The 25,768-nt window shown below is 46.8% G+C and carries 26 protein-coding genes; 6 read left to right on the forward strand and 20 right to left on the reverse strand.

The genetic code is table 11. The features are described from left to right. Positions 1-305 precede the first annotated feature (305 nt). Positions 306-959, forward strand: a complete 654-nt coding sequence (locus MKY85_RS25730; RefSeq protein WP_342571088.1) for a transcriptional regulator — start codon at positions 306-308, stop codon at positions 957-959. 636 nt (positions 960-1,595) lie between these two features. Here the strand turns inward: MKY85_RS25730 and MKY85_RS25735 are convergent. The 10 genes from MKY85_RS25735 to MKY85_RS25780 all read right to left on the reverse strand — a co-directional run bounded on the left by MKY85_RS25735 (position 1,596) and on the right by MKY85_RS25780 (position 10,649). Further along, the gene (locus MKY85_RS25735; RefSeq protein WP_339237841.1) at positions 1,596-2,081 is read right to left on the reverse strand and encodes a DedA family protein; all 486 of its coding nucleotides are present in this window, start codon (positions 2,079-2,081) and stop codon (positions 1,596-1,598) included. Between the two features lie 13 nt (positions 2,082-2,094). Continuing rightward, positions 2,095-2,640, reverse strand: a complete 546-nt coding sequence (gene pssA, locus MKY85_RS25740; protein WP_253441014.1) for a CDP-diacylglycerol--serine O-phosphatidyltransferase — start codon at positions 2,638-2,640, stop codon at positions 2,095-2,097. Between the two features lie 21 nt (positions 2,641-2,661). Next, complete coding sequence (locus tag MKY85_RS25745) at positions 2,662-4,410, reverse strand: HAMP domain-containing sensor histidine kinase (protein ID WP_339237846.1); 1,749 nt, start codon at positions 4,408-4,410, stop codon at positions 2,662-2,664. Then, on the reverse strand, positions 4,407-5,087 hold the full coding sequence (locus MKY85_RS25750; RefSeq protein WP_342571089.1) for a response regulator transcription factor: 681 nt from the start codon (positions 5,085-5,087) through the stop codon (positions 4,407-4,409). Before MKY85_RS25750 ends, MKY85_RS25745 begins: the two co-directional genes overlap by 4 nt. A 251-nt stretch (positions 5,088-5,338) precedes the next feature. Beyond that, on the reverse strand, positions 5,339-6,151 hold the full coding sequence (gene thiD / locus MKY85_RS25755) for a bifunctional hydroxymethylpyrimidine kinase/phosphomethylpyrimidine kinase (RefSeq protein WP_278298228.1): 813 nt from the start codon (positions 6,149-6,151) through the stop codon (positions 5,339-5,341). Positions 6,152-6,256: 105 nt separating this feature from the next. After that, complete coding sequence (locus MKY85_RS25760; protein WP_342571090.1) at positions 6,257-6,955, reverse strand: ABC transporter permease; 699 nt, start codon at positions 6,953-6,955, stop codon at positions 6,257-6,259. After that, positions 6,948-7,871, reverse strand: a complete 924-nt coding sequence (locus MKY85_RS25765; RefSeq protein WP_339237853.1) for an ABC transporter ATP-binding protein — start codon at positions 7,869-7,871, stop codon at positions 6,948-6,950. Before MKY85_RS25765 ends, MKY85_RS25760 begins: the two co-directional genes overlap by 8 nt. Positions 7,872-7,996: 125 nt before the next feature. After that, a complete protein-coding gene (locus MKY85_RS25770; protein WP_342571091.1) occupies positions 7,997-8,929 on the reverse strand; it encodes a sensor histidine kinase in 933 nt (310 codons plus the stop codon). Next, positions 8,926-9,642 (reverse strand): response regulator transcription factor, encoded by a 717-nt coding sequence (locus MKY85_RS25775; protein ID WP_342571092.1) that lies wholly within the window; start codon positions 9,640-9,642, stop codon positions 8,926-8,928. The genes MKY85_RS25770 and MKY85_RS25775 overlap by 4 nt, the downstream gene beginning before the upstream one ends. A 161-nt stretch (positions 9,643-9,803) precedes the next feature. Next, positions 9,804-10,649, reverse strand: a complete 846-nt coding sequence (locus MKY85_RS25780; protein ID WP_342571093.1) for a DegV family protein — start codon at positions 10,647-10,649, stop codon at positions 9,804-9,806. A 305-nt stretch (positions 10,650-10,954) separates the two neighbouring features. Between MKY85_RS25780 and MKY85_RS25785 the strand changes: the two genes are divergently transcribed. The 4 genes from MKY85_RS25785 (at position 10,955) to MKY85_RS25800 (ending at position 14,293) form a co-directional block, all read left to right on the forward strand. Further along, positions 10,955-11,731 (forward strand): ABC-2 family transporter protein, encoded by a 777-nt coding sequence (locus MKY85_RS25785; RefSeq protein ID WP_339237861.1) that lies wholly within the window; start codon positions 10,955-10,957, stop codon positions 11,729-11,731. Continuing rightward, the gene (locus MKY85_RS25790; RefSeq protein WP_339237863.1) at positions 11,728-12,528 is read left to right on the forward strand and encodes an ABC-2 family transporter protein; all 801 of its coding nucleotides are present in this window, start codon (positions 11,728-11,730) and stop codon (positions 12,526-12,528) included. The genes MKY85_RS25785 and MKY85_RS25790 overlap by 4 nt, the downstream gene beginning before the upstream one ends. Positions 12,529-12,550: 22 nt before the next feature. Beyond that, on the forward strand, positions 12,551-13,519 hold the full coding sequence (locus tag MKY85_RS25795; protein ID WP_342573481.1) for an ATP-binding cassette domain-containing protein: 969 nt from the start codon (positions 12,551-12,553) through the stop codon (positions 13,517-13,519). Between the two features lie 96 nt (positions 13,520-13,615). Further along, positions 13,616-14,293 (forward strand): succinylglutamate desuccinylase/aspartoacylase family protein, encoded by a 678-nt coding sequence (locus MKY85_RS25800; RefSeq protein ID WP_339257480.1) that lies wholly within the window; start codon positions 13,616-13,618, stop codon positions 14,291-14,293. Between the two features lie 90 nt (positions 14,294-14,383). Here MKY85_RS25800 and MKY85_RS25805 read toward each other — a convergent pair whose 3' ends face one another. The 10 genes from MKY85_RS25805 to MKY85_RS25850 all read right to left on the reverse strand — a co-directional run bounded on the left by MKY85_RS25805 (position 14,384) and on the right by MKY85_RS25850 (position 25,151). Further along, on the reverse strand, positions 14,384-14,785 hold the full coding sequence (locus MKY85_RS25805; RefSeq protein ID WP_339237867.1) for a MerR family transcriptional regulator: 402 nt from the start codon (positions 14,783-14,785) through the stop codon (positions 14,384-14,386). 26 nt (positions 14,786-14,811) lie between these two features. After that, the gene (locus MKY85_RS25810; protein WP_342571094.1) at positions 14,812-16,308 is read right to left on the reverse strand and encodes a lipase; all 1,497 of its coding nucleotides are present in this window, start codon (positions 16,306-16,308) and stop codon (positions 14,812-14,814) included. A gap of 80 nt (positions 16,309-16,388) precedes the next feature. Then, positions 16,389-17,951 carry a glycoside hydrolase family 32 protein gene (locus tag MKY85_RS25815; protein WP_342571095.1) on the reverse strand — a complete coding sequence of 521 codons (1,563 nt, stop codon included), beginning with the start codon at positions 17,949-17,951 and terminating at the stop codon, positions 16,389-16,391. A 42-nt stretch (positions 17,952-17,993) separates the two neighbouring features. Next, positions 17,994-18,821, reverse strand: coding sequence for a carbohydrate ABC transporter permease (locus MKY85_RS25820; protein ID WP_310341819.1), 828 nt, complete (start codon positions 18,819-18,821; stop codon positions 17,994-17,996). After that, positions 18,821-19,705: a sugar ABC transporter permease gene (locus MKY85_RS25825; protein ID WP_091019202.1), complete on the reverse strand. Its 885-nt coding sequence runs from the start codon at positions 19,703-19,705 to the stop codon at positions 18,821-18,823. The genes MKY85_RS25820 and MKY85_RS25825 overlap by 1 nt, the downstream gene beginning before the upstream one ends. Before the next feature lie 152 nt (positions 19,706-19,857). Further along, on the reverse strand, positions 19,858-21,186 hold the full coding sequence (locus tag MKY85_RS25830; RefSeq protein ID WP_342571096.1) for an ABC transporter substrate-binding protein: 1,329 nt from the start codon (positions 21,184-21,186) through the stop codon (positions 19,858-19,860). 160 nt (positions 21,187-21,346) lie between these two features. Then, complete coding sequence (locus MKY85_RS25835; protein WP_339237876.1) at positions 21,347-22,327, reverse strand: LacI family DNA-binding transcriptional regulator; 981 nt, start codon at positions 22,325-22,327, stop codon at positions 21,347-21,349. Between the two features lie 92 nt (positions 22,328-22,419). Beyond that, a complete protein-coding gene (locus MKY85_RS25840) occupies positions 22,420-22,863 on the reverse strand; it encodes a FixH family protein (RefSeq protein WP_342571097.1) in 444 nt (147 codons plus the stop codon). Positions 22,864-22,882: 19 nt separating this feature from the next. Next, entirely contained in the window at positions 22,883-23,332 is a 450-nt protein-coding gene (locus tag MKY85_RS25845) for a disulfide oxidoreductase (protein WP_339237880.1), read from the reverse strand. A gap of 190 nt (positions 23,333-23,522) precedes the next feature. Further along, on the reverse strand, positions 23,523-25,151 hold the full coding sequence (locus MKY85_RS25850; RefSeq protein ID WP_339237882.1) for a copper amine oxidase N-terminal domain-containing protein: 1,629 nt from the start codon (positions 25,149-25,151) through the stop codon (positions 23,523-23,525). A 329-nt stretch (positions 25,152-25,480) separates the two neighbouring features. Here MKY85_RS25850 and MKY85_RS25855 point away from each other — a divergent pair, with 329 nt between their 5' ends. After that, a complete protein-coding gene (locus MKY85_RS25855; RefSeq protein ID WP_091019193.1) occupies positions 25,481-25,687 on the forward strand; it encodes a hypothetical protein in 207 nt (68 codons plus the stop codon). Positions 25,688-25,768: the final 81 nt, after the last annotated feature.

Here is a 25,768-nt window from a genome sequence, read left to right on the forward strand (position 1 = left end):
CGTTCTTACACGTTCAAAGTGTAGCACTTATCAGATCCGAATACGCCAGTCTCGATTTGGCTTTCAGACTAAGGGCTGAGATACGGTCTAGTTGAAAGGTATTGAAATCATTCCGTATTTGAAGCTATACTTGATTTAGAAAAGCAATATATCGGTCGTGAAGCACACGCCGCTTTGATCTATTCTTCCCCTTCGACATGAAGGTTGGAGAGGGTCAGAGCGGCTTTTTGTATTTTCACATAACGACTTGAAGCACTATTCACGTTCGTTTTAATTTATTTTATTTTTAGAGGAGATGAAAGACGATGAGCATTGATTTTGACGAGGCTTATGAAGTTTGGATGCACTCCCTTTTGGAGAAGGAGACGAACCCCCGAGTGCTTTCCAGAATAGAAAATGGACTGGAACATAGCACATTGGAATTTTTGCGTTCCGTTTGGTTTCCAGTGATGAAAAACTTTAACCATCTGCAACCCGAATGGGAGGTTCGTGATTTTCATAACGGCTATCGGTATCTGGATCTTGCTTACCTGCCAGGAAACGGTATCAAAGGGGGGATTGAGATTCAAGGTTACGGGCCACATGCTCGTGATCTGGATGTACGGCGTTTCAAAGATTTATGCTGGCGACATTGTCTGCTGACGTTGGATGATTGGATTTTTCTGCCGATCGCGTATCTCTCCATTAAGGATGAACCGAAACGGTGCCAGCAGCTAGTGCTGTCTTTTATGGGAAAATTCATGGCCACAGATGTGCCACCGTCCCTTAATTGGCTGGAAGCCGAGACTGTTCGTTATGCCAGACGCATTATCCGTCCCTTTGCCCCGTCGGAACTTGCTACGCATCTGCGAATCACAGATCAGCACGCTCGAAGAGTTCTTCACAGTCTAATTGTTCAAGAGGTATTACATGTCGCAAGTGGCACACAACGATATCGAACCTACATCTTACGAACATGAGACACGCTATTTCACCCGTACGGCACATGTTCATTTTTTAACGAACTCAGGACACCTTATTATGATGATATGGAGTAAATCAGGGCAATTGGAGGGGCATTTTCGTGAAATAAGGTTTACCGGATTCGTTAGAATTCCAACATGCCTCATATCTCGATAATAAGCTCACCTGAGTTCGTCAGCATTTTTGGATATGCCCTTTGAAACGTTTTGAAACGCTCAGAGTTACTAGACTACTCTTAAAGCTCAAAAGCTCAATGCGAACCACTGGAGTTACTGGGGTTTCAGATCCATGAGTCACTAACGAGTTACATGGGGAGTTAAACGGAAATTTACACGAAGAGTTACATGGAGAGTTACATAATAGAGTTACTTGGAGTGTTATATGGAGAGTTACTTGGATTGTTATATGAATTGTTATACGAAGAATTAATCAGAGAAATAGCTGGATTAGCTCTGAACTTGAACTGCCTGCAATAGCTTATGGGATAGTCTACAGTTCCGAGAAGTAAGTTACTTGAAGTTGATTAAATTACTTAGAAGAGGCCTCCCATCCTACAGAAAAAACAAAAAAAGACCACCTTACACTCAAGAGGTCTTCCATCTATGCCCGTTCTGACAGCAGGCTGTCCCATTTTAAGTTAACACGCCAACATAAAAACCAATTGAAATAAAGACAGCACACCATACAAATGCGCCGATGCTGGATACCACTACATATCTGCCAATCGCCATACGGCTAATCCCGGAGAAACAGCACATCAGATGACGAATGCCTGGAATGAAATAACCCAGGATGATGGACCAATACCCATATTTGAGAAACCATGACTCCACCCTGCCAAATCGTTTGGCATTCACGCCGACCCACTTGCCGTATTTTTCAATCAGTGGTCGGCCGGCCTTCTTACCAATCGTATAGCTGAGCAGCCCTCCGGTAAATGCGCCACCGAAACTGACGGCGATGGATACGGAGTAATTCAATACCGAGATGGAGGCGAGATAACCGACAAACGTCATCATCACCTCATCCGGAATCGGCATCCCGATAACGCCAAGAGCCAGTAGTCCGTATATTGCGAAATAACCATATTGACCAATAAATTCTTTTGCAAATTCCATACTGACTCGCTCCTTATTTCGGTTCCACAATATCCTTCTCATGTGAGGCTAGCACTTGTTTTAGAGACGGGAATCGGATTTGGCTCACCATGAGACCGGATAATACAATAATGACAAGATAGGCTACACCGTGTGTAAAATAAGGACTCCAGAGGGCGAAAAAGGACATCAGACCTCCGGCAAATGTAATCGGCATCCCGACAAAACCGCTGCTTGCTGTCTTCTGACAGTTATAACGGGCCAGGCGCAATGCACCGCAAACCGGAAACAATGCGGTCAGTGCCATTCCCAGCACACTCACTTCATTCATGGAGTTCAGGTACAGAATCAGCACAGGGGCTGTTCCGAATGAAACTACATCCGCAAGCGAGTCCAGGGCTTTCCCGAACTCACCCTCACAGTGCAATTTGCGGGCTGCATAGCCGTCAAACAGATCAAAAAACATCGCTACCCATATCATCATCACAGCCAGGGCAAATTCACCATGAATAGCCATAATGACTGCCAACATGCCTGAACTCAGATTCCCCAAGGTTAAAATCGATGGTAAAGACTTCATAAGAGTTGACTCCCTTTCGTACTAGGCTTTAGGAAAAATAATATAAAAACGGACTCCATCCGGTGTATTCTCCACTCCATAATTGCACCCATGCAGATCGAGAATCTGCTTCGCAATGGCCAGACCGAGCCCGGTTCCCCCCATTTTGCGATTACGTGAGCGCTCGACCCGATAGAACCTCTCCCATATATACTGCCGCTCAGCTTCAGCAATGTGCTCGCCCTTGTTCTCAATGGAAATATGGACAAAACCTTCACGCCTGCTGATCTCAATAGTTATATCGGTATGTGGTATTGCATGACGTATAGCATTCATCATGATATTGAAAATAACTTGCTCCAGCTTGCTGCGGTCACCTTCAACCGTCTGTTCTGTTGTGGATACAAGCACCACATCCAACCCTTTGTCCTTCAGTTGCGGACCCAGACGGCCGGCGATATCTTCAATCATGTCAGCTAGTGCAACAGCATCCGTATTCAATTGAACCGCTGAGGATTCCAGTCGCACCAGATCCAGCATCTCCTCAACCATCGTTTCCATCTTGATCGCCTCATCGGCAATGATCTCAATGTAGCGCTCCCGCTTGCTCTCACTCACGCCGTCCTTCAGCCCTTCGGAATATCCCTTAATAATGCTGATTGGTGTCTTGAGTTCATGGGATGCATCGGCAAAAAACTTTCGCTGTCGCTGTTCAATCTGCTGCTTCATTTCCATATCTGTACGCATCTGTGTGTTGGCCTGCCTCAGCTCTTCGAGTGTCTGACCCAATGTCCCCGATAAAGCATTAAGGCTGTTAGACAGACTGCCGATTTCATCATTACGCCGGATGGGTGATTTCACCGTGAAATCCAGCGTAGACATTTTCTTGGCAACATGGTTCAAGGCCAAGAGCGGCTTCGTTACAATTCGGGACAGGAGCAACGCCAGCAACAGAATCAATATAAATGCCCCAATGCCAAAATATGCATAGAACAAACGTGTTGCCTCATTTGCTTCCCTCATCTCCTGTAGAGAGGTGAGTGAGAAAATCAGTTGCTGCTCAGGTCCGGAACGATGCACTGGAGCAATAGTGATCACATTGCGAACACCACTCCAGCTATCCATCCATTCTTCGTTGAGCATTTTGCCGTTGGCCAACGCAAGTTGGTCTTCTGTGGACAAAGGGAACCGACTATCCAGTGCCTGCACCAGCAATCCCTGCCTCTGGCTCCACGTTGCCAGATTGGGAAGAACTACCTCGGTCAGTACGCCTGACCATTCCTTTACCGGTTCAATGGATTCCTGAAAGCTTTCTGTTCCCCATGCAGCAGAAGTAGCATCCTGGATTTTGTATGGATAGACCATGGACCCGCTGGCCGGGCCTTTCACCGTGAGTTCCTGCCCATATTTCAGATGAGATGTAATCCAGCCAGCATTCTCACTATTGATAAACAAGGACAAGGACACCTTCACGTGACTCCCATCCTGCTGTAACAACGTAATATGGAACGGGTCATTAACCAGTCTTCCGGTATTGGTCAGAATCACCAGATGTGACTGATTCTGACGCATGAACTTACCGGTTTCCTTGGCTAGCTGCAGATCACTCCAATGGCCATTAGAGTATTGCTGTTCGAACTTGGACAGCTTTTTCTTCATACTGCTGACCTTCTGATGCTGATAGAAGTCCGGGAACCAGACCAACTGGGCAAATACCGTTGTTCCATATAGAAGAACCAGACATCCTGCCATGACCAGGAAAAGCTTCATCGTTACGCCATTTCTTCTCATGCTTCTGCCTCGAAACGATATCCGGTGCCAATCACCGTCCGAATACACTTGGCTTCATCACCTAATTTGCCGCGCAGCTTCTTGATATGAGTATCCACAACACGTGAGTCTCCTTCAAAATCAAATCCCCAGATCCGATTCAAAATGGCATCTCGGGACAACACAATTCCTGCATTTCGCACCAAATAAAGCAACAGCTCATATTCTTTTGGCGCAAGCTCGACTTCAATTCCGTCCTTCTCCAGCCGCCGAGCCCATGGATCAAGCGTTACCTGTCCGAAGCGAATGACACCTTGCTCTCGTCCAACTGCGCCTTCAACACGCTTCATTAATGTCTCTGCACGTGCAACCAGCACACGTGGGCTAAACGGCTTGGTGACGTAATCGTCTACGCCCAGCTGAAATCCATGAATTTTATCGTCATCCTCGGACCGTGCAGTCAGCATGATAATAGGTACGGTGGATTGGGATCGAATATGCTCACATAACGTCCATCCATCCATTTCCGGCATCAAAACATCCAAAATGACCAGATCCACCTCATGCAGAGCCAACAGTTCCAATGCGTGTACTCCATGTTCTGCTTCTATAACGTTCCATTGTTCTTTTATGAAATAATCGGCCACAATCTCACGAATGCGGCTTTCATCTTCCACCAGAAGCACTGTTCTGATCATGGCCGACTCTCCTTTTTAGATTTCTGATGATAACATACCTATTCCATGTGTCGTTCATGTGTCCAGACATGTTTTGGAATGAACTCCATGATATATACGATTAATATAAGCCAAAAGTTACTAATTTTTATCAAAATTCGCACAAAAAAGAAGCCGTCAACGAGCAAGCTCTTGCTCATTGACAGCTACTTGGATGAAATCGACGTGTGTTATCCAGAATTGAAGCGCTACTGCGCGCTCACAGGTAACACTTAGCGTTGTTGCTCCAGACGGTGTGCCACATGCAGTGTAGGACCAACAAAACGATTCAACGGGAATCCGCCGGCAATCGCTTTAGTCACGAAGGCTTTACCTTCACGAACAGCCTCTTTCACTGAAAGACCACGAGCCAAGCCTGCGGTAATCGCCGCAGACGTAGTGCAGCCCGCACCATGCGTATATCCAGAGCCGACAACATCGGCTTCAAACCATTCGTAGTTGGTTCCATCATAGAGTAGATCCATTGCTTTACCCGGGCTAATTACACCTCTGTCCTTGATCAGAACATGTTTCGAACCATGGGCATGAATGGTTGCTGCTGCTGCTTCCATCTGTTCCTTGGAACGAATCGGTCCACTTTTCGCCAGTTGAGATGCTTCGAACAGATTAGGTGTAACCAGATCCGCACCTGGCAACAGGAATTCGATCATCGCTTCCGTATTTTCAGGTTGCAGCACTTCATCTGTACCTTTGCAGACCATCACGGGATCAATAACGATCTGTGGCAGGCCACTGCGGCGAATATGTTTTGCCACCAATTCAATAATATCTACAGAACCGAGCATGCCTGTCTTCATGGCATCAAAACCGATGCCGTCCAGAACCGTGCGAAGCTGGGCTTCAACCACATTTAATTCCACAGGAAAGACCTGGTGATCCCATGTATCGGGCTCCATCGCCACAACTGTAGTCAGTACGGTCATACCATACACACCCAGCTCCTGGAAAGTTTTCAAATCAGCTTGAATCCCTGCACCGCCGCTCGTGTCCGAACCAGCTATTGTTAATGTTTTTGGAATCGTCATGATCGTTGCATTCTCCTTCGTGTCTCAGTTGACATTATCCTATCCCTTGTACGAGCGGATGTCAATGGCATCTGAAGCCATACGGAGCATGGTTTTCAGGATGATTCAGTTCACATCTTTGGTCTCCAGACGAAACATGGACAACGAAGCAATCCATATCCCTACAGCTCCAAGGGTCAGAGGGATAATAATCAGTGAATGAATGGAATACTCCGACCCGTTAAATCCGGAGCAGACAATCAACACTAGCAGAAGAGAAGAGGTCATTGTAGTTGTAACTGAATGCTTACGCATACCAAAGAATAAGGGAATGAGTGCCATGCTTGCTGCCGATAAGGAACTAATACCATACTTCAACAGAAATCCCAACATATCCTGATATGTCAACGAGCCAGGAATGAAAGGGTAGAATTGATTAGCAATCAACAGCAGTGAGCCCATCAACAGGTCGGTAACCATAATCATCACAAAGGTGAAAAGAAACACGATAATCAATTTGGCTGCAATGATTTTATGACGCTGGATTGGATAGGTGAACATCACGTTCATCGTTTTATTTCGATACTCACTGATCACCAGCTTGGATAATAAAGCTCCTGCGAACACGATAAAGGTTGCCCTCACAAACGTATCAATAATCATAAAGGCCATCTGATAATCGGCATAGGCATAATCGTCTGCTCCAATATCCACAAATCCTATCATAATCAGAAAAAGAAGAATGCCCACATTGGCAATACCTGCAGCTGCAAAATTCCGCGAAAAGCGGTGCTTCCGCATCTCAAGCCTGATCAGTTTAAGCAACGTCATCATCCCCTTTCACAAGCTTCATGAAGTGTTCCTCAAGGGAATGAGCCCGTTTGGATAAGGATTCGATCTCAATATCATACTGGATCAGCTTGGTGTTTAGTTCCGAAGGAATGATTCCCGGATCATAAATGCGTACCGTGTGGTCATCGACCAATTTATAATTACTCAAACCAAGTTGATGTTCAATGACATAGGTCGCTTTGCGGATATCTACCGCCTGTAGCTCAATGTACTCATTTTGACTTCCCCGAATGCTCTCCATCGATACTTCTTCGACCAAGCGACCACCGCGAATGACACCAACCGTGTCGGCAATCTGCTCTATCTCGCCAAGGATGTGACTTGAGACCAACAGGGTGATGCGATACTCGTTGCTAAGGCGCTTGAACAAATCTCGCATTTCCCGGATCCCTACAGGGTCCAATCCGTTGATCGGTTCATCCAGAATGAGCAGTTCAGGTGTGGTTATGAGTGCACGAGCCAGTCCGAGCCTCTGCTTCATGCCCAGGGAGAAGTCCTTGACCGATTTCTTGCCCGTATCCTTTAACCCTACCATCTCCATCGTGTTGTCGATGATCTTTTTGTTGTAGAATCCCATGTATTCACAGTGAAGCTCCAGATTCTCGCGAGCAGACAGTCTATCATAGAAAAAAGGATATTCAATAATGCTGCCCATTCGCTTCAGCACTTCATAGGAGGTCGGCGTAAGCTTCTCCCCAAACAATTCAATCTCCCCTGAGGTGGGTTTGACGAGATTGGTCAGCATCTTCATGATGGTTGTTTTACCTGCACCGTTCGGACCAAGAAACCCATAGATCTCACCTTGCTTAATACTCATATTGACGTTGGATACAACCTCTGCCCCTTCATATACTTTGGTCACATCTATCGTTCGTGCGATATAATTCATCGTCTTGTTCTCCTTTACGTCCCCTGTCCGGGTTCCTATATCTGTATTGTAAAGAGAAAAGTCTGCTTTTTTATTAATCAAATCTTACAAAAACCTTAAGCTTGCCCGATAACACCAAAACAGCTCTACCAAGCCTTGAAGGTCACTGAAAATACCGTCCGTTGATGTGGCACACTATGTAAATGAATGCTTCCACCCATCCGCTCAACTAACCGCTTCGTGATCGTTAGACCAAGACCGCTGCCCTGATAGAGTCGATTACGGGAATCCTCCAGCGTATACATGCGTTCGAACACACGATTATGCTCACTTTCCGGAATCCCCTTGCCTTGATCCCAGATCTGCAGCGTAACATGTCCATCTGTCGATCGTTCAATTGATAGACCCAACACCTTACCCTCTGCTCCATATTTCATCCCATTGGTAATCAGATTATCCAACACTCGGTCCAGAGCTTCTTCATTCGCTTGTACGAAGATATCCCCCTCAGGTATCTCCAACTGAACGTGCAACCCGAGCTTCGTCAACATTTCATAAAAGGAGAGCATCTTCACGCGGCTTAATTCGCTTATATTCACCCGACTAAGCACCAGCTCCGTGTCTCCGGATTCCAGCTTCGCCAAGTCAAAAAAGGAATGGATCAAACGCAAAACTTCCTGCGCCTTATCCTGGATTTTCTCCGTCATAATCTTCCGTTCCTGATCGGTCAGTGATGAACTGTGCAGCAAGGTCTCACTGTAACCCAGCACAACTGTGAGCGGCGTTTTCAGGTCATGTGAAATGTTGGAAAGCATATTGCGCATTTCCTTCTCCTGATTCGTATAACCGGCCTTAGCGCGATGCGCATGGTCCAACAGCTGGTTCATGTCTTTCAGAAGCTGGCTAACCTGCTCATCACTGTTGAATACAAGCAAACGCTCAAAGGTGCCTTGATCCAGAATTGCGGATATTTTCTGATGAATATAGGACAGGTGTTGGCTGCGTTTCCGCAATCTCATCCACAATCCAATGACCAGAATGGCTAGAATACCTGTTGTAATAGCAAAAATCAGTGTCATGTCTGCTCCGCCTCCAGCTTATATCCGATGCCCCAGAGTGTCTTGATATACTGGGGATCTGAAGGATCAGCCTCCAGTTTCTCACGCAGACGACGCATATGTACGTTAATGATATTTTCGTCCCCATAGTAATGATCATCCCAGACCGAGGCGTAGATCTGGGCCTTGGTGAACACTTTGCCCGGATGGGTGACCAATAGCTTCAGAATGCCAAACTCCTTGGAGGTTAGCTTGACGGGTGTACCTTCACGCTCCACCTCGTACGTCTCCATGTCGACAACAAGTCCTCCAATGTGAATACGCTGATCTTTAGCCACTTCTGCCGCAGGCTGAGCGGTATAATTGGCGCGACGAATGGCAGCTTTAATGCGGGCGGTCAGTTCGATTAACGAGAAAGGTTTGCTCAAGTAATCATCTGCGCCGAAGCCCAGACCGAGCGCTTTATCCACCTCCCCATCCTTCGCAGACAGAATGAGCACAGGCACCAAACTCACTGCCCGAATGGTTTGCAGTACATCCATCCCACTCTTGCGAGGGAGCATCAGGTCCAGAATAACCAGATCATATCCCGGTTGTGACTGGCTGAACTGGCGTTCTGCTTCTAAGCCGTCATATGCATACGTGACGTCGTAGCCCTCTTTTTCCAGATAAGGTCCGACCATTTCACTAATTGAACGATCATCTTCAACAAACAACAAGCGGTGACTTGACACGTGTTTCCCTCCAACATGAACATTTTTCCTATATTACCTCACAGTTTGGTTGAATTGGCAATGACATACGAAAAAACCTGACAGGAAGTACACTTGGGTATAAAGTGTGTTTTCCTGCCAGGTCTATGAGCGTTTATAGATGATTGCTTGTTCGTTTAATCTCAATATCCGTTCTGGCTGTGTATCCAGCATAGTCCAATGGTTCCTGCACCTGCATGGATACTCACCACAGGGATGAACGGCATGATTTCGGTCTTTAGTTTGGGGAGCAGATTGGCAATCTGCTTCTTGATCGTGACGGCTTCTTCCTGATTGTTCGCATGCATAATGCATACATGCTTTACTTTCTCCATATCCAGCTTAAGCATATCCAACATGCGATCTTTCGTTCTCTTGAATGTGCGAATCTTCTCATTCACAACCACTTTGCCCTCTTCAAATCGGAGCAGCAGATGGATCTTGAGCAGTTGACTGATGATCAGCTGTGTGCCGGACACCCGGCCACTGCGATGAAGATGCTGAAGGCTCGCTGGTATGAGGTAAAAGGACATGTTATCAATCATTTGTTCAATATTTACTTTGATCTCGGAAGCCGAACATCCCTGCTTCTGCCATTCCAATCCTTGCATAACCATCTCACGAAGAGGATAGGCACCTGCCTTTGAATCAATTGCGGTCACCGTCACTCCTGCAATCTCTGCAGCCTGCATGGACGTATGCAGCGTTCCGCTAAGCGCTGTAGAGCAATGAATCGTAATAATCTCATCGTACTTGTCTTTGAGCGATTCATACAGTTCAATGAACTCGCCAATAGGTGGCTGCGAACTGCTCGCACGTGAAGCCTCCGCAAGTTTCTCATAGAACATTTCAGATGTAATGTCATCGGTTTCCCGGTAACATTCCTCTCCAAATACGATGCGCAGCGGTACGATGTAGATATGATTTTGCTCCGCAAAAACGGGATCCAGTGTACTGGTACTATCGGTGACCCATGCAATTTTCTTCATGACATCCTTCTCTCTTGCCGGATTGTTCGTTCTGTATCCTCAATCGTCAGGCACAAGCCCGGCGGTTTATTTAAAATTTGAATATTTTACATTGTAAACGTTTGCGATACTGCCCCTCAATTATAAATGACTGGACAGACCGTTGTCTTGTGGCGCAATCATGAACGCCCCTATTAATCCCATTATTAGCTAAAAAAATGTCTTGCCTGTGAAGGAATAAATTGGTATGCTGTTGTCCTTCTCTCTTTTTCGCCTTGACTGAAGTGAACGGAAACGCCGTTCAATCCACTTATCGGAGGTGTCACATGCTTTATTTCACTCTGGCTTCCAAAGCCTACTCCCGGAATCTGCAATACCGCGGGGCACACATGGTACATAACTTGGCAAGCGCCATGTTTGGTTACATGTATGCCTGCCTCTGGATCGGCATCGGGGCCGACCATACGCTCGGGGAATACGGGACACAGGGGATGATCAGTTACATTGCATTCACGCAATCCTCTCTCTGGATCTCGGGTTTTCTCACGAATGGATTGGGGATTCCCCTATCCGTCAGGACAGGGCAGATTGCACTGGATCTGATGAGGCCTGTTCATCTGTTCACCCACCTGATGGCACGCGAATGGGGGCAGATTGCCTACCAGTTCGTGTACAAAAGTATTCCAATCTACCTGCTCTTCTCCATTGTCTTTTCCCTGCATTGGCCCTCAGACGTTTCAACACTTGGTTATGCTGCACTTGGTCTTGCCGGCGCCGCATACTTGTCCATCTGTATGAACTACATCATTGGTGTCACGTCGATGTGGACCACAGAGTCCTCCTGGCTTCACTGGGGCAATCACGCGATGATGAATCTGCTGGCTGGTTTTTTCATTCCGCTGGAATGGCTGCCGAACTGGCTTGAACAACTTGCCTGGATATCCCCCTACCCATTCCTTCTCTATGTACCTACCCGAATCTATCTTGGTTTCGAAGATGGCTCCTTGTTATGGGGAACCTTGCTTTGGTGCGTCTTTATGACGTTGATTTGTCTTGTGATCACCCAAGTGTTACGTCGTAAAGTGGAGGTGCAGGGCGGATGAAGCGAACTTCCTGGTTCCATTTATATAAAATGCTCATTCGAACAAGCATCCGCAGCCGGATGCAATACAAGTTCAATTTCATCATGGCGTCCGTACTGGCCGCTTTAATTCAGATCTCCGAGTTCCTGATGGTTGCTCTTGTACTGCACCGATTCGGAGCAATTAAGGGCTGGTCCCTCCATGAGATCGGTTATCTCTTTGCGATCATGACGTTATCCAAAACACTGTATCGGACATTCGGCAATGAGGTGCATCATCTGGAAAAATATCTGGTTAATGGTGAGCTTGATCAACTGTTAACACGTCCCATGCCCATATTGCTGGCACTGCTGCCGCAAAACTTCCGCATCATGGCTGGAGAAGTCCTACAAGGCGGATTCATTCTCTGCTGGTCTTTGACAGGCATGATGCACAGCGGACAGATCGGCTGGATCGCCATTCCCTTCTCCCTGCTCATTATTCTGACGGGAGCAGTCATTCTCTTTTCTATCGGACTCGCGACTGCCACACTCGGATTCTGGACCACACGCATCGAGGAATTACAGACGATTACTGAAGATGCAGCACGAACGGCTGCCCAATATCCGCTAACGTTATATCCCAAATGGATGTCTGGCATTCTGCTAACGGTGATTCCCGTAGGGTTCGTCAACTATATCCCATCACTCTATCTACTGCGGGGTGAAGGAGGAGCGTGGATTCTTATTGTTGTTGCGGCGGTTGCCGTACTGAGCTTGGCTGCAAGTCTGCGTTTCTGGCAATTCGGCTTGACCAAATATCAAAGTACAGGTAGCTAAGGAGGCGAAAAGAATTATGAACATGATCACAGCACGACATCTGCAAAAGGAATTCAAAACTCCTGTTATTCGCGAAGGACGTTTCTCCGGATTACGTACATTATTTTCACGTGAGTATGTGTCCAAGGAAGCGGTACGCGATATCAGTTTTGATATCGGCCCAGGTGAGTTTGTAGGCTACATCGGTCCAAACGGGGCCGGCAAATCTACAACGATCAAAATGCTGACAGGTATCCTGCACCCCACCTCGGGCGAGGTACGGCTTGACGGTATGAACCCGCATCTGGACAGGCGCAGAACCGTTGGTCGACTCGGCGTCGTGTTTGGACAGCGCAGCCAGCTCTGGTGGGATCTGCCCGTGAAAGATTCATATGATATTCTGGCCGAGATGTACGGCGTCCGGACCGAGGACAAAAAGAAACGGCTGTCCCAGTTCGCCGAGCTGCTGGACCTTGAATCGTTCTGGGCCACGCCTGTCCGCAAGCTCTCGCTTGGACAACGCATGCGTGCGGATCTCGCAGCTTCCATGCTGCATGATCCCGAACTGCTTTTTCTCGATGAACCCACGATTGGACTGGATGTGAACGCCAAACGGAACATACGCCAATTTCTACGTACATTAAATGAGGAGTTTGGCAAAACGATTTTGTTGACCACCCATGACATGGACGACATCGAACAGTTATGCAGCCGGGTCATGGTGATCAACCATGGTCAGCTTACATATGACGGCTCGATCCCTTCTCTGCGTGACACTATCGGTCTGCCGACACTTATCCGAGTTACGTATCGGGGTTCATTTCTTATGCCTGATATCATACCGTCCCCCATTCAGATCACAGCAGTGGAAGGGCAGATTGTCACTGTGGAAGTTAACCGGAAGGAATGGAGAACGATGGACATTCTGAAGCAACTTGAACAATGGGGTGAGATTGAAGATGTGGAGATGAAGGAACCCGACTTCGAAGATATCATCCACCGGGTGTATTAGTTTGCCCATTTTGTGAGGAAATAGGATGAAGACCTGTTCTTACGCCGTTACATGAGAGAGGGACATGGCGTACTGTACTAATGGAGGTGAAGCGTCATGCTTGTGACCAAACATGTCCTTGCAGCATCCAGTGTACACGCCACTCCCTATTTCATCGTACGTGGCATGATGCCGGGACCGGTAATGTTTATTACATCCGGGGTTCACGGGAACGAAACGGCGAGCATGGCTGCTGCGCAAAAACTCGCAGATGATTGTGCGACTGGTCGCCACAGCATTCGGCGAGGGCTGTTAATTATCGTGCCACGTGTGAACCAGCAAGCCTACGCCAAGAAAATCAGAGGCAAGCCAGATCTGAATCGTACGTTTCCACGCCGTATGTCAGGCAAGGCCAAGCATCCGCTCGCTGCGGCAGTTTTTCGGTTGGCGCGTGAACATCGGGCCGATTGGTGGCTTGATCTGCATGAAGCCAATGGCCTGTCTCAACTGAGTTCCCGAGTGCTTGGACAGACGTTGATCACCAATCCCGGCAGTCGCACCATTCCAGCTTGCAGGAAAGTTATTGAACGGATGAATCGGTCGATTGCCATTCGTGATCGTCATTTTAACCTGAAGCAGCATGAATTGCCGGGATCTGCCCGTACAGCGGCTTCAAGAGTACTACAAGCCCGTTCTGTTACCGTGGAGACCTGCTGGAGTCTGAAGCGCGCGACCCGTATCAAGTATCAAACGGAGATTGTGCACCATTTTCTGCGTGAAGCGGGCATGTCATGATTAAGACCATTAAGATAGAGATAAAATAAACCTCGAACAGAGCGTGCCCGAAGTACATCTTAAGGCGCTCTTTGTCCGAGGTTTTACAGTTTATAACTCTTTCTTTTGCACCCTGAACGATTGAATATAATTGTCGATATCGTCCTCTGGTGTATGCAACAGTCTAGCCAGATGAATCTGCATCTCTTCCAGATGCTCAATATGCTTCTGAATATCAGCGATTCGGTCACGGACGAGTGTTTTTAACGTATCCTTTTCCATGTCTTCCTGGCTAAGCAGTTGCAGGGTCTCTTGTATCTCCTTTAAGGAGTAACCCAGCAACTGGGCATCCTTAATGAACTTAATTTTGACCAGATAATCCTCGGTATACACCCGGTATCCGTTGGAGGAACGACGGGGAGCAGGCAGAATACCACTATCCTCGTAGTAACGGAGGGTTGCCATACTCACACCGGTACGCTTGGCCAACATTCCTCTTGTCATGGTTTCCATGCCTACCCCTCCACCCTTCTGCAGACTTATTGTGCTTGTTCGTTACGTATCTTGGTATATTTGGCATCGTAAGTGACCTCAGGAAATTGAGATGCAGGGCCTTGCAATAACGGCTGCTCCTCCCCTTTGAGATACCGGTCAAAGAATGCGAGCGCATAGGATCTTGTTATATCCACATTATGTTCTGGCGTCATGCCTCTGGCAAACATTTTCGGTGAAATCAATGAAATATCCGTAAAGCTTTGATGAAAGAAATTCTCCACCGTCAGATAATAGGTATCATTCAGACTGCTTGTCATCACATGGTCCAAATCTGGCTCAAACTCAGGGTAGAACACGTTATCTTTGGATGTAGCATTCGGATCGAAGCTTTTAGCCGTTTCGCCAGACATGATGTACATAAAGGGTTGTTTTAATGCCGTCTTGGAGACGCTGCCCCAGAAGCCGCCTTCCAAACTGAGTCCTGCACGTAAACGTTCATCCTGTGCGAGTGCTTCGGCTGTTGTAGCCCCGCCATAAGAGTGCCCCATAATGCCTGTATGATTCAGGTCAAGCTTGCCTTCCAACACCTGATTGGGATCATTCAGATTCCACTGTTCAAGCGTGTCGAGTACAAATCGTGCATCCGCTGCACGAATGCCTACTCCCTCCACATTATATTGATACAGTTCTTCTGACGTTGCAAATTCAGGTCCGGCTTCATAAGACACTTTACGCCCATCGGGGAAGGTAACGCGAGCTGAGGTATACGGATGATCCATACCAACAACAATATAGCCATGGCTGACCAGTTCCTCGACAGCAGTCATGCTCTGGAAACGGGCAGAACGGACACCGGGAGAGAACAGCACCACCGGATAAGAAGGGCTTGCGTCTGATATGGCTGCGCCTTTAACCACATGTGTCGGAATGGTATCAAGGTAGCTGAACACCTTGGGCGGGATCCCAAATACCAGACTGATGGCTTCTCCAAGTTCAGACGGGTAAGATTCAGGAGTTATTCCCTTTGCATCCTCCGGGTTCACTGGATACCACACGTTAATCATCAGTTCCCGTTTGTCCCCACTTTCGGGTGTAAACGTCTCTTCACGGGTTTCATCCACCAATTGTTGCGAAAAAGTACCGATCGCAAACTTCCCCGTAGGATCAGGTATCTTAAATGCTGGAAAATACCAAGTGAGCAGTCCTGAGCCAGCGCCGGAGACCAGCGCCAGCATCGCAACCAGCGTGAGTTGAAGCCAAGAACGCCATCTCGGTTTCTGCTTCTCTGCAAAATATCCAGTGACTCTGTTACGATACTCTCTCACTACCTTAATGATTAATACGATGAAGATTATGCCTGCAACAAGATACGTTGGCAGCAGCATCACGCGAAACGAATCTAATATACCGTGAAGCAGCAATGCTAATATCAAGGCAGCCGACATTCCTGCCGCAAGTTTCCGACGCTTTGAGTACATAGGTATACACAACGCTGCGCCAATCGTTACAAGTACCAGTATCCATTCCATTAGTTTCATCATTCATCCTCCAAACATTGTTGATGAAACCAGAATAAACCTTGAAGTATACTTCAAGGTCAAGGCTGAATTTTAGAAACAATTTATCGAGGAATTCGTATATCCCATTTGCGAAGTTCGGTCAATGTACACGTTCCGGACGCGAAAGCCTTAATACCTGTTGAGTTCGGCCCAGGATATATCCGCCCTGTCATTACCTGCTCTCCCTGCTGAATGAACACCTCAATGGAGCTGACATCCATAAAAATATGAAGCTCCAGTTTCCCGTCAAGCAGTTCCACGGTCGCAGCACGTTCTCCCCCCGGCCCTTGTCCGGCTCGCTCGCGATTTAAGCATAGACGACGCTGCTGCACATCATAGGAAATCACGGTTTCTTCATCCTCACCCGTGCGCAGCTTCAATCCGAATTGTCGTGCCTGTTCCGCTTCGAATACAGCATACATTTCGTAACGGTCTCCGCTGATTCCAAGATCAAGATCATGTTCATCACCATTTAGATGTATACCGTACTGTTCGTTGCCATCCAACCTGTACTGTATAAGTTCGGGAAGCGGCTGGAATATCAGTCGGTCTCCTCTACGAATTAGCTGTCTCGGCAGAGTCATCGCTCCAGCCCAGGCATGAGACTTTTGTGTCGGAATTTCCGTTTCCCACGTATCCATCCAAGCCACCATGATTCGTCGTCCCTGTGCATCCTCCATCGTCTGAGGTGCGTAAAAGTCGAAGCCACGGTCCAGCGGAACGTACTCCTCGTATTTCAGTACACCTTGGTCTTCATCCAGCGTTCCCATCATATAAACGGTTGAATGCAAGTTGCGATAGTTATCTCCCTGAGCAGGCATACGCTGCGGAGACATGATCAGCACATCTCGGCCATCCAGTGTGAACAGATCGGGACATTCCCAATTGTCGCCAAGCGTCCCGTCACTCTGGGCCATAATGTTAACATAACTCCAATCCAGCAAGTCCACTGAACGGTATAACAGAATGACACCTTTGCCCGCAGCATCATTCGATCCAAGGACGCAATAGTACACACCGTTTCGTTCAAACACTTTCGGATCACGGAAGTCCTTCGGACTGGTATGCTCTGGGATTTGATCCAGCCGAATGACCGGGTTCATTGCGCTTTTGACAAAATCAATTCCATTCTCCGAGACAGCGATATTCTGTGTCTGCAAGTAATCGTTATCCTTGTCGGGTCCAGTCACCACATGCCCCGTGTACATCAGCACCAACTTGCCATCCTGCACGATTGCACTTCCAGAGAAACAGCCTCCACTGTCGTAGCTCTGATCGGGTGCCAGTGCAACAGGTAGATAAGACCACGTAACCAAATCACGGCTCACCGCATGGCCCCAGTGCATCGGCCCCCATACCGGTTCGTAGGGATAATGCTGATAGAACATATGATACATCCCACCGAAGTATATGAAGCCGTTGGGATCATTCATCCAGCCCACTTCTGGCATCAAATGATAGGCCATTCGATAGGTTGGATCAACCTGGTGCCGATGTTCCTTGATATATGCGTTGGCCCGGGCGAGTGTATAACTCTCCTTCGTGTGAGCCGAAGCACTCGTCAGTCCAAGGTCTGTCTCTTGCCTTGTGTCTATTTCCTGTTTCTCGTGTCGTTCCTGGTTCATATGTCCTTCACTCCTGTCTCTCTCTATATCACCCAACTGAACTTATTTGATAGCCCCTTGCATGACCCCCTGAATAATGTACTTCTGCGCAAACAGATACACGATCAGTACTGGCAGCAGGGTCAAGACCAGACCAGCCATCAATGGACCGTAATCAACTGTGTATGTCCCATAAAAATAAAACGTGGACAGCGGCAGCGTACGCTGCTCGGATGAAGTCAGCACCAGGGAAGGCAGCAGAAAATCATTCCATATCCACAATACATTCAGCACGCTAATCGTTACGGTTGTTGGCAGTAACACCGGCAGTACAATGCGAAAAAAGGTTTGCACCCTGCCGCAGCCATCCATTAGAGCCGCCTCTTCAAGCTCCAGGGGAATACTTTTGATAAAGCCATGATAGATAAATACGGCGAGCGGACTGCCAAAGCCAATATACATGTAGATCAGCGACCACTTGTTATCCAGCAGGCTGAGCGAGCCGTATATTTTAACCAACGGAATCATAATAGCCTGAAACGGAATAATCATCGCAGCTACCATCAGGAAAAAGAGATACTGGTTCACCTTGCTATTGTGACGAACAAAGTAATGAGCTGTCATCGCCGCAAAAAGAGCAATCAGTAATACACCTGCAATGGTTATGAGCAACGAATTGCTGAAGGCGGATACATATCCCATTTTGTCAAACGCATTGACATAATTATCGAATTGAAAGGAGCTTGGTAACCCTAGCGGATCGGAAGTAATTGCCTGGTTAGCCTTGAACGAATTGACGATGAGAAGTACAAACGGAAATACAAACAAAATCATTACAACGATTAATGCACTAAACTTGATCCAGTTAAGAATGCGCGATTGTCCAGCCATCATGCCTCGACCTCCAGTTTTTTGCTGAAATAAACCTGGAGCAGTGTAATGGCGGCTACAAGGATAAACAGCACAAAGGCTTCTGCCTGCCCCAATCCGTAGTCACGAGCAAGAAAGGCCTGCTCATAGACATGCATGGATACCATCTCGGTGCTCTTGAAGGGCCCGCCACTGGTCAGGGAGACGTTCAGATCATACACCATGAAACCCCGTTGCAGTGACAAAAAGATGCAGACAATAAACGAAGGAACCATCAGCGGCAATACAATGCGCGCCAACATTTTGCGATTACTTGCCCCATCTATGCTGGCTGCTTCCATAACATCCTTCGGCACATTCATCAGTCCTGCAATGTAGATAACCATCATATAGCCGGCATACTGCCAAACAGTCACCACAATGAGTGCCCAGAAAGCTTTGTCCGGGTCAGCCAGCCAGGAGGTGGAAAACAGAGTGAGGTTCATTTTTTGTCCTGCAAAGACGAGTACCTGATTAAAAATAAACTGCCAGATGAAACCAAGCACGATTCCACCCACCAGATTCGGCAGGAAAAATCCGGCCCGAAACCAGCCCTGCGCCTTCATTCCCCGGGTTACCGCGTAAGCGAGCAGGAAAGCAACCGCATTGGTGAGCACAACGGTAATAAATACGTACTCCAGCGTCATCCCGAATGATTTCCAGAACACGGTGTCCTTGAACACACCAATATAATTATCCCAGCCAACAAAGTTTTGATCGATGGCAATGCCATCCCAGTTCGTAAACGTCAAATAAATACCATACAGAAATGGAATAATCATCACTGTAGCAAACGCAAATAATGTCGGGCCAGTAAAGATCAGGCGGGTTCGCAGACGTGTCCATAATCCTTTTTCGGTCAGCATTGTCAACCTCCACTCTATCCAAATAATTAGCCTAACGGTTATACCGGAAACAACGAACAGACCTCGTGTGCAAGTTGTACATTCATCATCTCCGGCTTACCGCAAGTCTCTCTCTATGTGCTGCTCAGGGCTAAAATTAATTCCTTTATCCTTTATTTCACGTTGCTCCAGTATGCCTGAATTTCGTTGGCAAGTCCGGCACGGTCAATGACGTCAGCCAAGTATTTCTGCATGGACGCACCCAGTTTGGACCAGTGATCCGCAGGGAGTGTACTCATTGATTCCTCGATTTTGCCTGCCTTGATGTATTCACTAATGGACTTGCCAAGCGGATCGGTCGGCTCCAGTGTAATGTTGCTGAATGCCGGAATAATACTGGCTTGATTCACCAGGAAATCCTGACCCTTTTCGTTATAAACAATCCACTCCAAAAATTTCTTCGCAGCTTCCTGTTGTGCTGGTGTGCTCTTTTCCTTATCCAACAATATTCGTTTGGATACGGCAGCAGAGATTTGCGTATTACCGAAATCATCTGCATTATTGCTCACAGGTACTGGCAGGAAGCCGTATTTTCCATCTGCTGTATCAAAGCTTGAAATTTGCGGCCATGCCCAGTTGCCCTGGAACCAGATGCCAACCTCACCCTTGCCAAGCACCTCAGGTCCACGTTCATAAGTTCCGGACAGGGGAGAAGCCTTGTCAATATTGTAGGTTTTCATCAGATCAAATGTATCTAACAAGCCATTAAACACGGCGTTGGAAGCAAGGTCCACTTGACCTGCCTTCAGATCAGTTATGAATTGATCCACCTTCGCACGGTCCGGCGACTGCCCACCATATGCAAGCCCCAGATAATGCGCACCAAGCGACCAATCCATCGGAGATACAATCAAAGGTGATTTTCCAGTAGCAGCGATCTTTTGGAACAGCTCATCAAGCTGTGCAGTGGTCTGTACAGACTTTGGATCAAATGTTCCACCTACCGCCTGATCCAAAACATTCTGGTTGTAGATGAATCCATATCCTTCAATAGAGAACGGGAAGGCATAATTTTTGCCATCAAACGTCGTAGCCGCTGTGCTATTCTCCACAGCGTCCTTCATCCAAGACTCGGATGTGAGATCCAGAACACGATCCTTGAATTTCTCGACATCCCCTGTATCCAGCATCATCATCGTTGTAGGACTGCCGGAAGCATACAAAGCAGACGCTTTTTCAAACGGAGACTGTCCACTGCCTACAGGTACAATTTCTAGTGTGACATTTGGATTTTCGGCATGGAAGTCTTTAGCCGCTTGCTCCAGCTGACTGTTAATTTCCGACTTGGAATTGAGCAAGGTGATTTTGACACTCTCACTGCTGCTCCCCTCTGAGGAGGTGTTGGACTCCGTCGCTGCTTTACTTCCACATGCTGACAATACAAGCATCATAATCAAAGACAATACCGATAATTTCATCATCCATCTCTGTTCTCTTTTCATCTTGTTATGGCCCCCGATCAGTAGTTTAAAAGGAAACGCTTACAAATCGAATTATAATGTCAAAGGTTTGACATGTCAATCCTTTGACATACCATTTAAAAAAAATATTGCGCCTTGATTTTTTCGAGGCAAAAGGACAAACAGGAAAAAACGACCTGTATCAGGTCGTCTCTCTCTCCACTAAGGTAACTGGCAAAATATGCTCCATTCCGATCTTCTCTTCCGCGATCTGACGCCGAATCAGATCAATCGCCAGCTTAGCCATAGCCTCCACCGGCTGCCTAATCGTTGTTATGCCAGGCACCGTATACCCTGCCGCACGACTGTCATCATAACCTACAATAGCGATCTCATCAGGTACCTTGCGCCCACCTAACACGATCTGCTTCAGCGCATGCACCGCCATCAGATCACTCGTTACAAACAGCCCATCCACCTCCGGGTGTTGTGCAAGCAGCTTATCCACCAATTCCGTATACTGATGCTGATCAAACACATTCAGATCGGTTTCATGAATCATGACCGGCTTGACTCCATGAGCCTGCAATGTATCAACGAAACCTGTCGTCCTGCGATTGGAGAGCATTTGCAATTCCAAATTACCGCAAATATGTGCCAAATGCCGTCTGTTCTTCGAGAGTAGCAATTCAGCAGCCATAACCCCTCCCTGATAATTATCAGATGAGATAAAAGGGATGTCTTCACCGATCTTACGATCAAAGGTCACAATTGGGGAATGCAGGTTCATATACTCATCGACTTCCAATGTATGACTTCCCATAATAATGCCATCCACGCGATTCCCCTTGAGCATTTCCACATATTCACGCTCTTTGGAAGGGTCCATGTGGGAGTTGCATAACATAATTTTAAATCCATTCTGGTATGCATGGTACTCAACATAGTTAGCCAGTTCTCCAAAAAACGGATGAGATACATCGGGAATAATCAAGCCTATCACATTGGATTGCTTACGCAGAAGAGAACGAGCAATTTCGTTGGGTCGATAGTTCAGTTCGTCCATGGTTTGATACACTTTGTCCCGAGTCTTCTGACTGATATATCCCCGGTTGTTTAATACACGCGAGACGGTAGTTACAGAAACTCCTGCCCTGAGTGCAACATCATGAATAGTTGCCATAACAGCCTCTTTTCCTACAACATTCTTCATACCTTTAACATTATAAACCTATTGCTAAACTTGAACCAAACCCTTGATACCCGCCTGCTGCTTCATTCCGCTACAATTCTCGCTCTCGGCATGCTATGCATTGCTCCGTGCGTAACATGGACCTGTACCACATACGTACCTGGTTCTTCAAAGGTATGCTGGATTTCATACAGCCCTTCCTCTGTCTCATTGGCAGTAATAGCCCCCTGATTCTCCAGTTCTTCAGCTGTCATCATACCTTGCTCCGGAGATACAGAAGGCGAATCATCAAGCTCATTCCAGATCTGGAATTGCACATTGTCGGCATGACTTAACGGTGCATCTCCCTGTGTAAGCTTCACCTGCAACCGTGTTGGTTTATGAAGAGTAGCCTTCTCCGGAACGTCGAGTTTCACCCGGACCATCTCTGGCATCTCCCCGGAAGCAGCCTGTTCCTCATAGGAGCAGCCAGCGACCAAAAACATTAGCACCAAAAAGGGCATGAACCAACTAGCTTGTCCGCTCATCACCATCTATCCTTTCTTATCAAGAAGATTTGGGTGTTTTGCCGATACCCCACAGCATCACAATGATGATAATAAAGGCGATCAGTGCCAGTAGTGGAATGGTGATGAAACCAAACCAGTTCAGATAGTCGGTATAACATGGAACCTTGCCACACGCTACGGCATTACCTGTAGCCGAAAAAATACGCTGGATCGTTACATGATATAACGAAATGCCGCCACCGACGAAACTAAGTGGGAGTACGTATTTCGTGATGCCCACGTCATCCTTAAAGTAGGCAATGCCCAGCAAGATGGTTAGTGGATACATGAATATACGCTGATACCAACACAGATCACATGGAAGATAGCCCTTGATCTCACTAAAATAGAGACTCCCCCCTGTTGCAATAACCGATACCGCCCAAGCAACAAATAACCGGGTATCCACATTTTTCGCTGGACGCTCCGATTTTGATGATGTACTCATTCCTCTGTCCCCCTCTTCATTTTGCTTATGCCAAATTATCATACCTCATTCTGGACTTCATCGGCTATTCCAGCTGTTATGTATTTCATTCTCGATGATTATACCAAATATTTGAACTTATGGGTGAAACCAAAAAAGCTGCCGTATGGGGCAGCTCTTTTTGGTTGATTCTGTTATAAAAAACGTTGTATTACATGGATTTAGTCAGTGTAATAGAACCATCTTTTTGTGCCCATTTTACATCCCAGTTCAGAAGTTCAGCAATGAAACGCAGAGGTACTTGCGTACGTCCATCTTTGTTTACGAATACCGTTGCACCCACGTTTTTCTTCACGCCGTTCACTTCCATAACGTTGTTGTTCACCCAGAATTCAAGGGTATCATCGCCAGCCATTACCGTTACTTGTTGTGCTTTTTTGTCCCATTTCACTGTTGCGCCAATACCTTCACTCAAGAAACGCAATGGAATGTAGGTTGTGTTTTTCCAAAGCACTGGTGTGGTATCCATGTTGGTTGTTTTGTCGTTAATTTTCAGCATTTTGCTGTTCAGTTGCATCCACACCGTTGTCATTTCTGGTGCTGGTGCAGGTGTTGCTGGCTCTTGGAATTTGTCGTTAAATTGAGTCACAATTGCGTTACCCAAGGCTTGACCTACACCAAACATCACTTTGAAGCCTTCACGATTGGTTGTATAAGAAGCATCATAATTGCCTGCTGCATATTGATTCAATACGTTTTGCACTTGATTTTCATGTGTTGTCAGCGCTTGTTGTCCTGCTGCTTTTGGCAGATTACCAGCTGTTGCGGAATCCAAGAATGCTGCGAATTCTGTTGTAAATCCGTCAATACGTTTCTCTACTGCTGCACGAGCCGCAGCATCGTTGTTTTTCACAGCTTTTACATAATCGCTTTGCGCATTAACGTGATTGGTTACCCAAATTTTCTCGAAAGCATTGGCACCATCGTTACCGTAAACGGAAGCAATCGCTGCTTTGAAGTCAGCTGTGTTTCCAGCTTCAGCTGTAATCAGTGCGTTGGAAGCGGCTGTACGTCCATCATATTCCTCTTGCATTTGCAGAGCCGAAAGCGCAAAGTGCTCGGAAGCCAAATGGTTGAGTGCAGATCTCAGATCAGCTGCTTTTGTATCTGCTTTGCTATTTTCGAATTTCTCAGGCATTTGTGTAGTAATTGCTGTGGAAAGTGCCTTACTTACGTCAAACATTTCTTTGAACCCTTCACGGTAAGCCTTGTATGCATCAGCGTAATCTCCAGCTACATACTCATCAAATACTTTTTGCACGAGATCTTCATGTACTTGCAGAGCTTGTTTGGCTGCTGCTTTTGGCAATTTACCTTCGGTAGCTGTGCTCAGGAACGTGGAGAACTCATCCACGAAACCGTTGATGTTTGCCTGTGCTTGTTTGATCCCAGCCTGGTTGCCCATTTTGGTTGCTTTCACCAAATCATCGGTGTATTTGTTATGAGCACGGAAGATACGTTCGAATTCTTTGGCACCTGCCTCACCATATAGGGAAGCGATTGCTGGCTGCATATCCAGTGCATTCTGGTCGAGTGCTTTGTAGGCTGCATCTGCATCTTTTGCTCCGTCATATGCTTTGGCCATTGCCGTTACTGCGAGTGCAAAGTGCTCGGACAGCAGGTGGTCCAGGTTTGCTCTCAAGTCAGCCGCAGGTGTATTCACGGAAGCTTTCATCATTGTCATTGGTGTCTGTGGAGCGGATGCTGCTCCAGCGATCCCCGGCATCAACAGTGTCAAGCTAAGTACAGGTGCGATAAACTTCTTCATCTTCATTTTCATTACGTGTTCACTCCTCGATTATGTTTTGTGTATAATTTCTTTCCTCGTCGTCGTCTTCATAGGGTGTAACGCAGGGTTTTCTATTCTGGATCACTCTGTGGGCAAAAAAAATTACAGCCTTCAGTGAAGAAAGCTGTAGATGCCTGATGTATCAAGGTTTTTTTGAATTAAAAAAAACTAAAATTATAGTGATCTTTCCGTTCCAAGACTACCTACATACTGTAAGACAGATACTTTATTTCCCTATATTTCTCAATTAAAGCTTACATCAAAGGTTATCCTGAAGTACAATGAAGACATATCAACTTATTCGCGAAGGAGGTCCATTCATGACCTGGTTGCCTTATGTTTTAATTGTCGGTATCGCCTTGTTTGGGGGTATTGCTACCCTGATTATCGGTAATTCCAAAGCCAATCAGACCAGCAACCCCGAATATGATCGACGCACAAAGCAAAACCTCAGTAAACTTTCCTATGTATACGTTGGTGCGATTGTACTTGGTTTTGGCGGACTAGTCCTCTATCTCTTCAACTAGAATGTTTCAATTCAGCAAAGAATACGTTCAAACATGCCTAGCAGCTTCCGTTTTCGTTCTACATCCTCCGTCTCTACACAC

The sequence above is a fragment of the Paenibacillus sp. FSL R5-0749 genome (assembly GCF_038595085.1).
In the GTDB taxonomy this organism is placed as follows: domain Bacteria; phylum Bacillota; class Bacilli; order Paenibacillales; family Paenibacillaceae; genus Paenibacillus.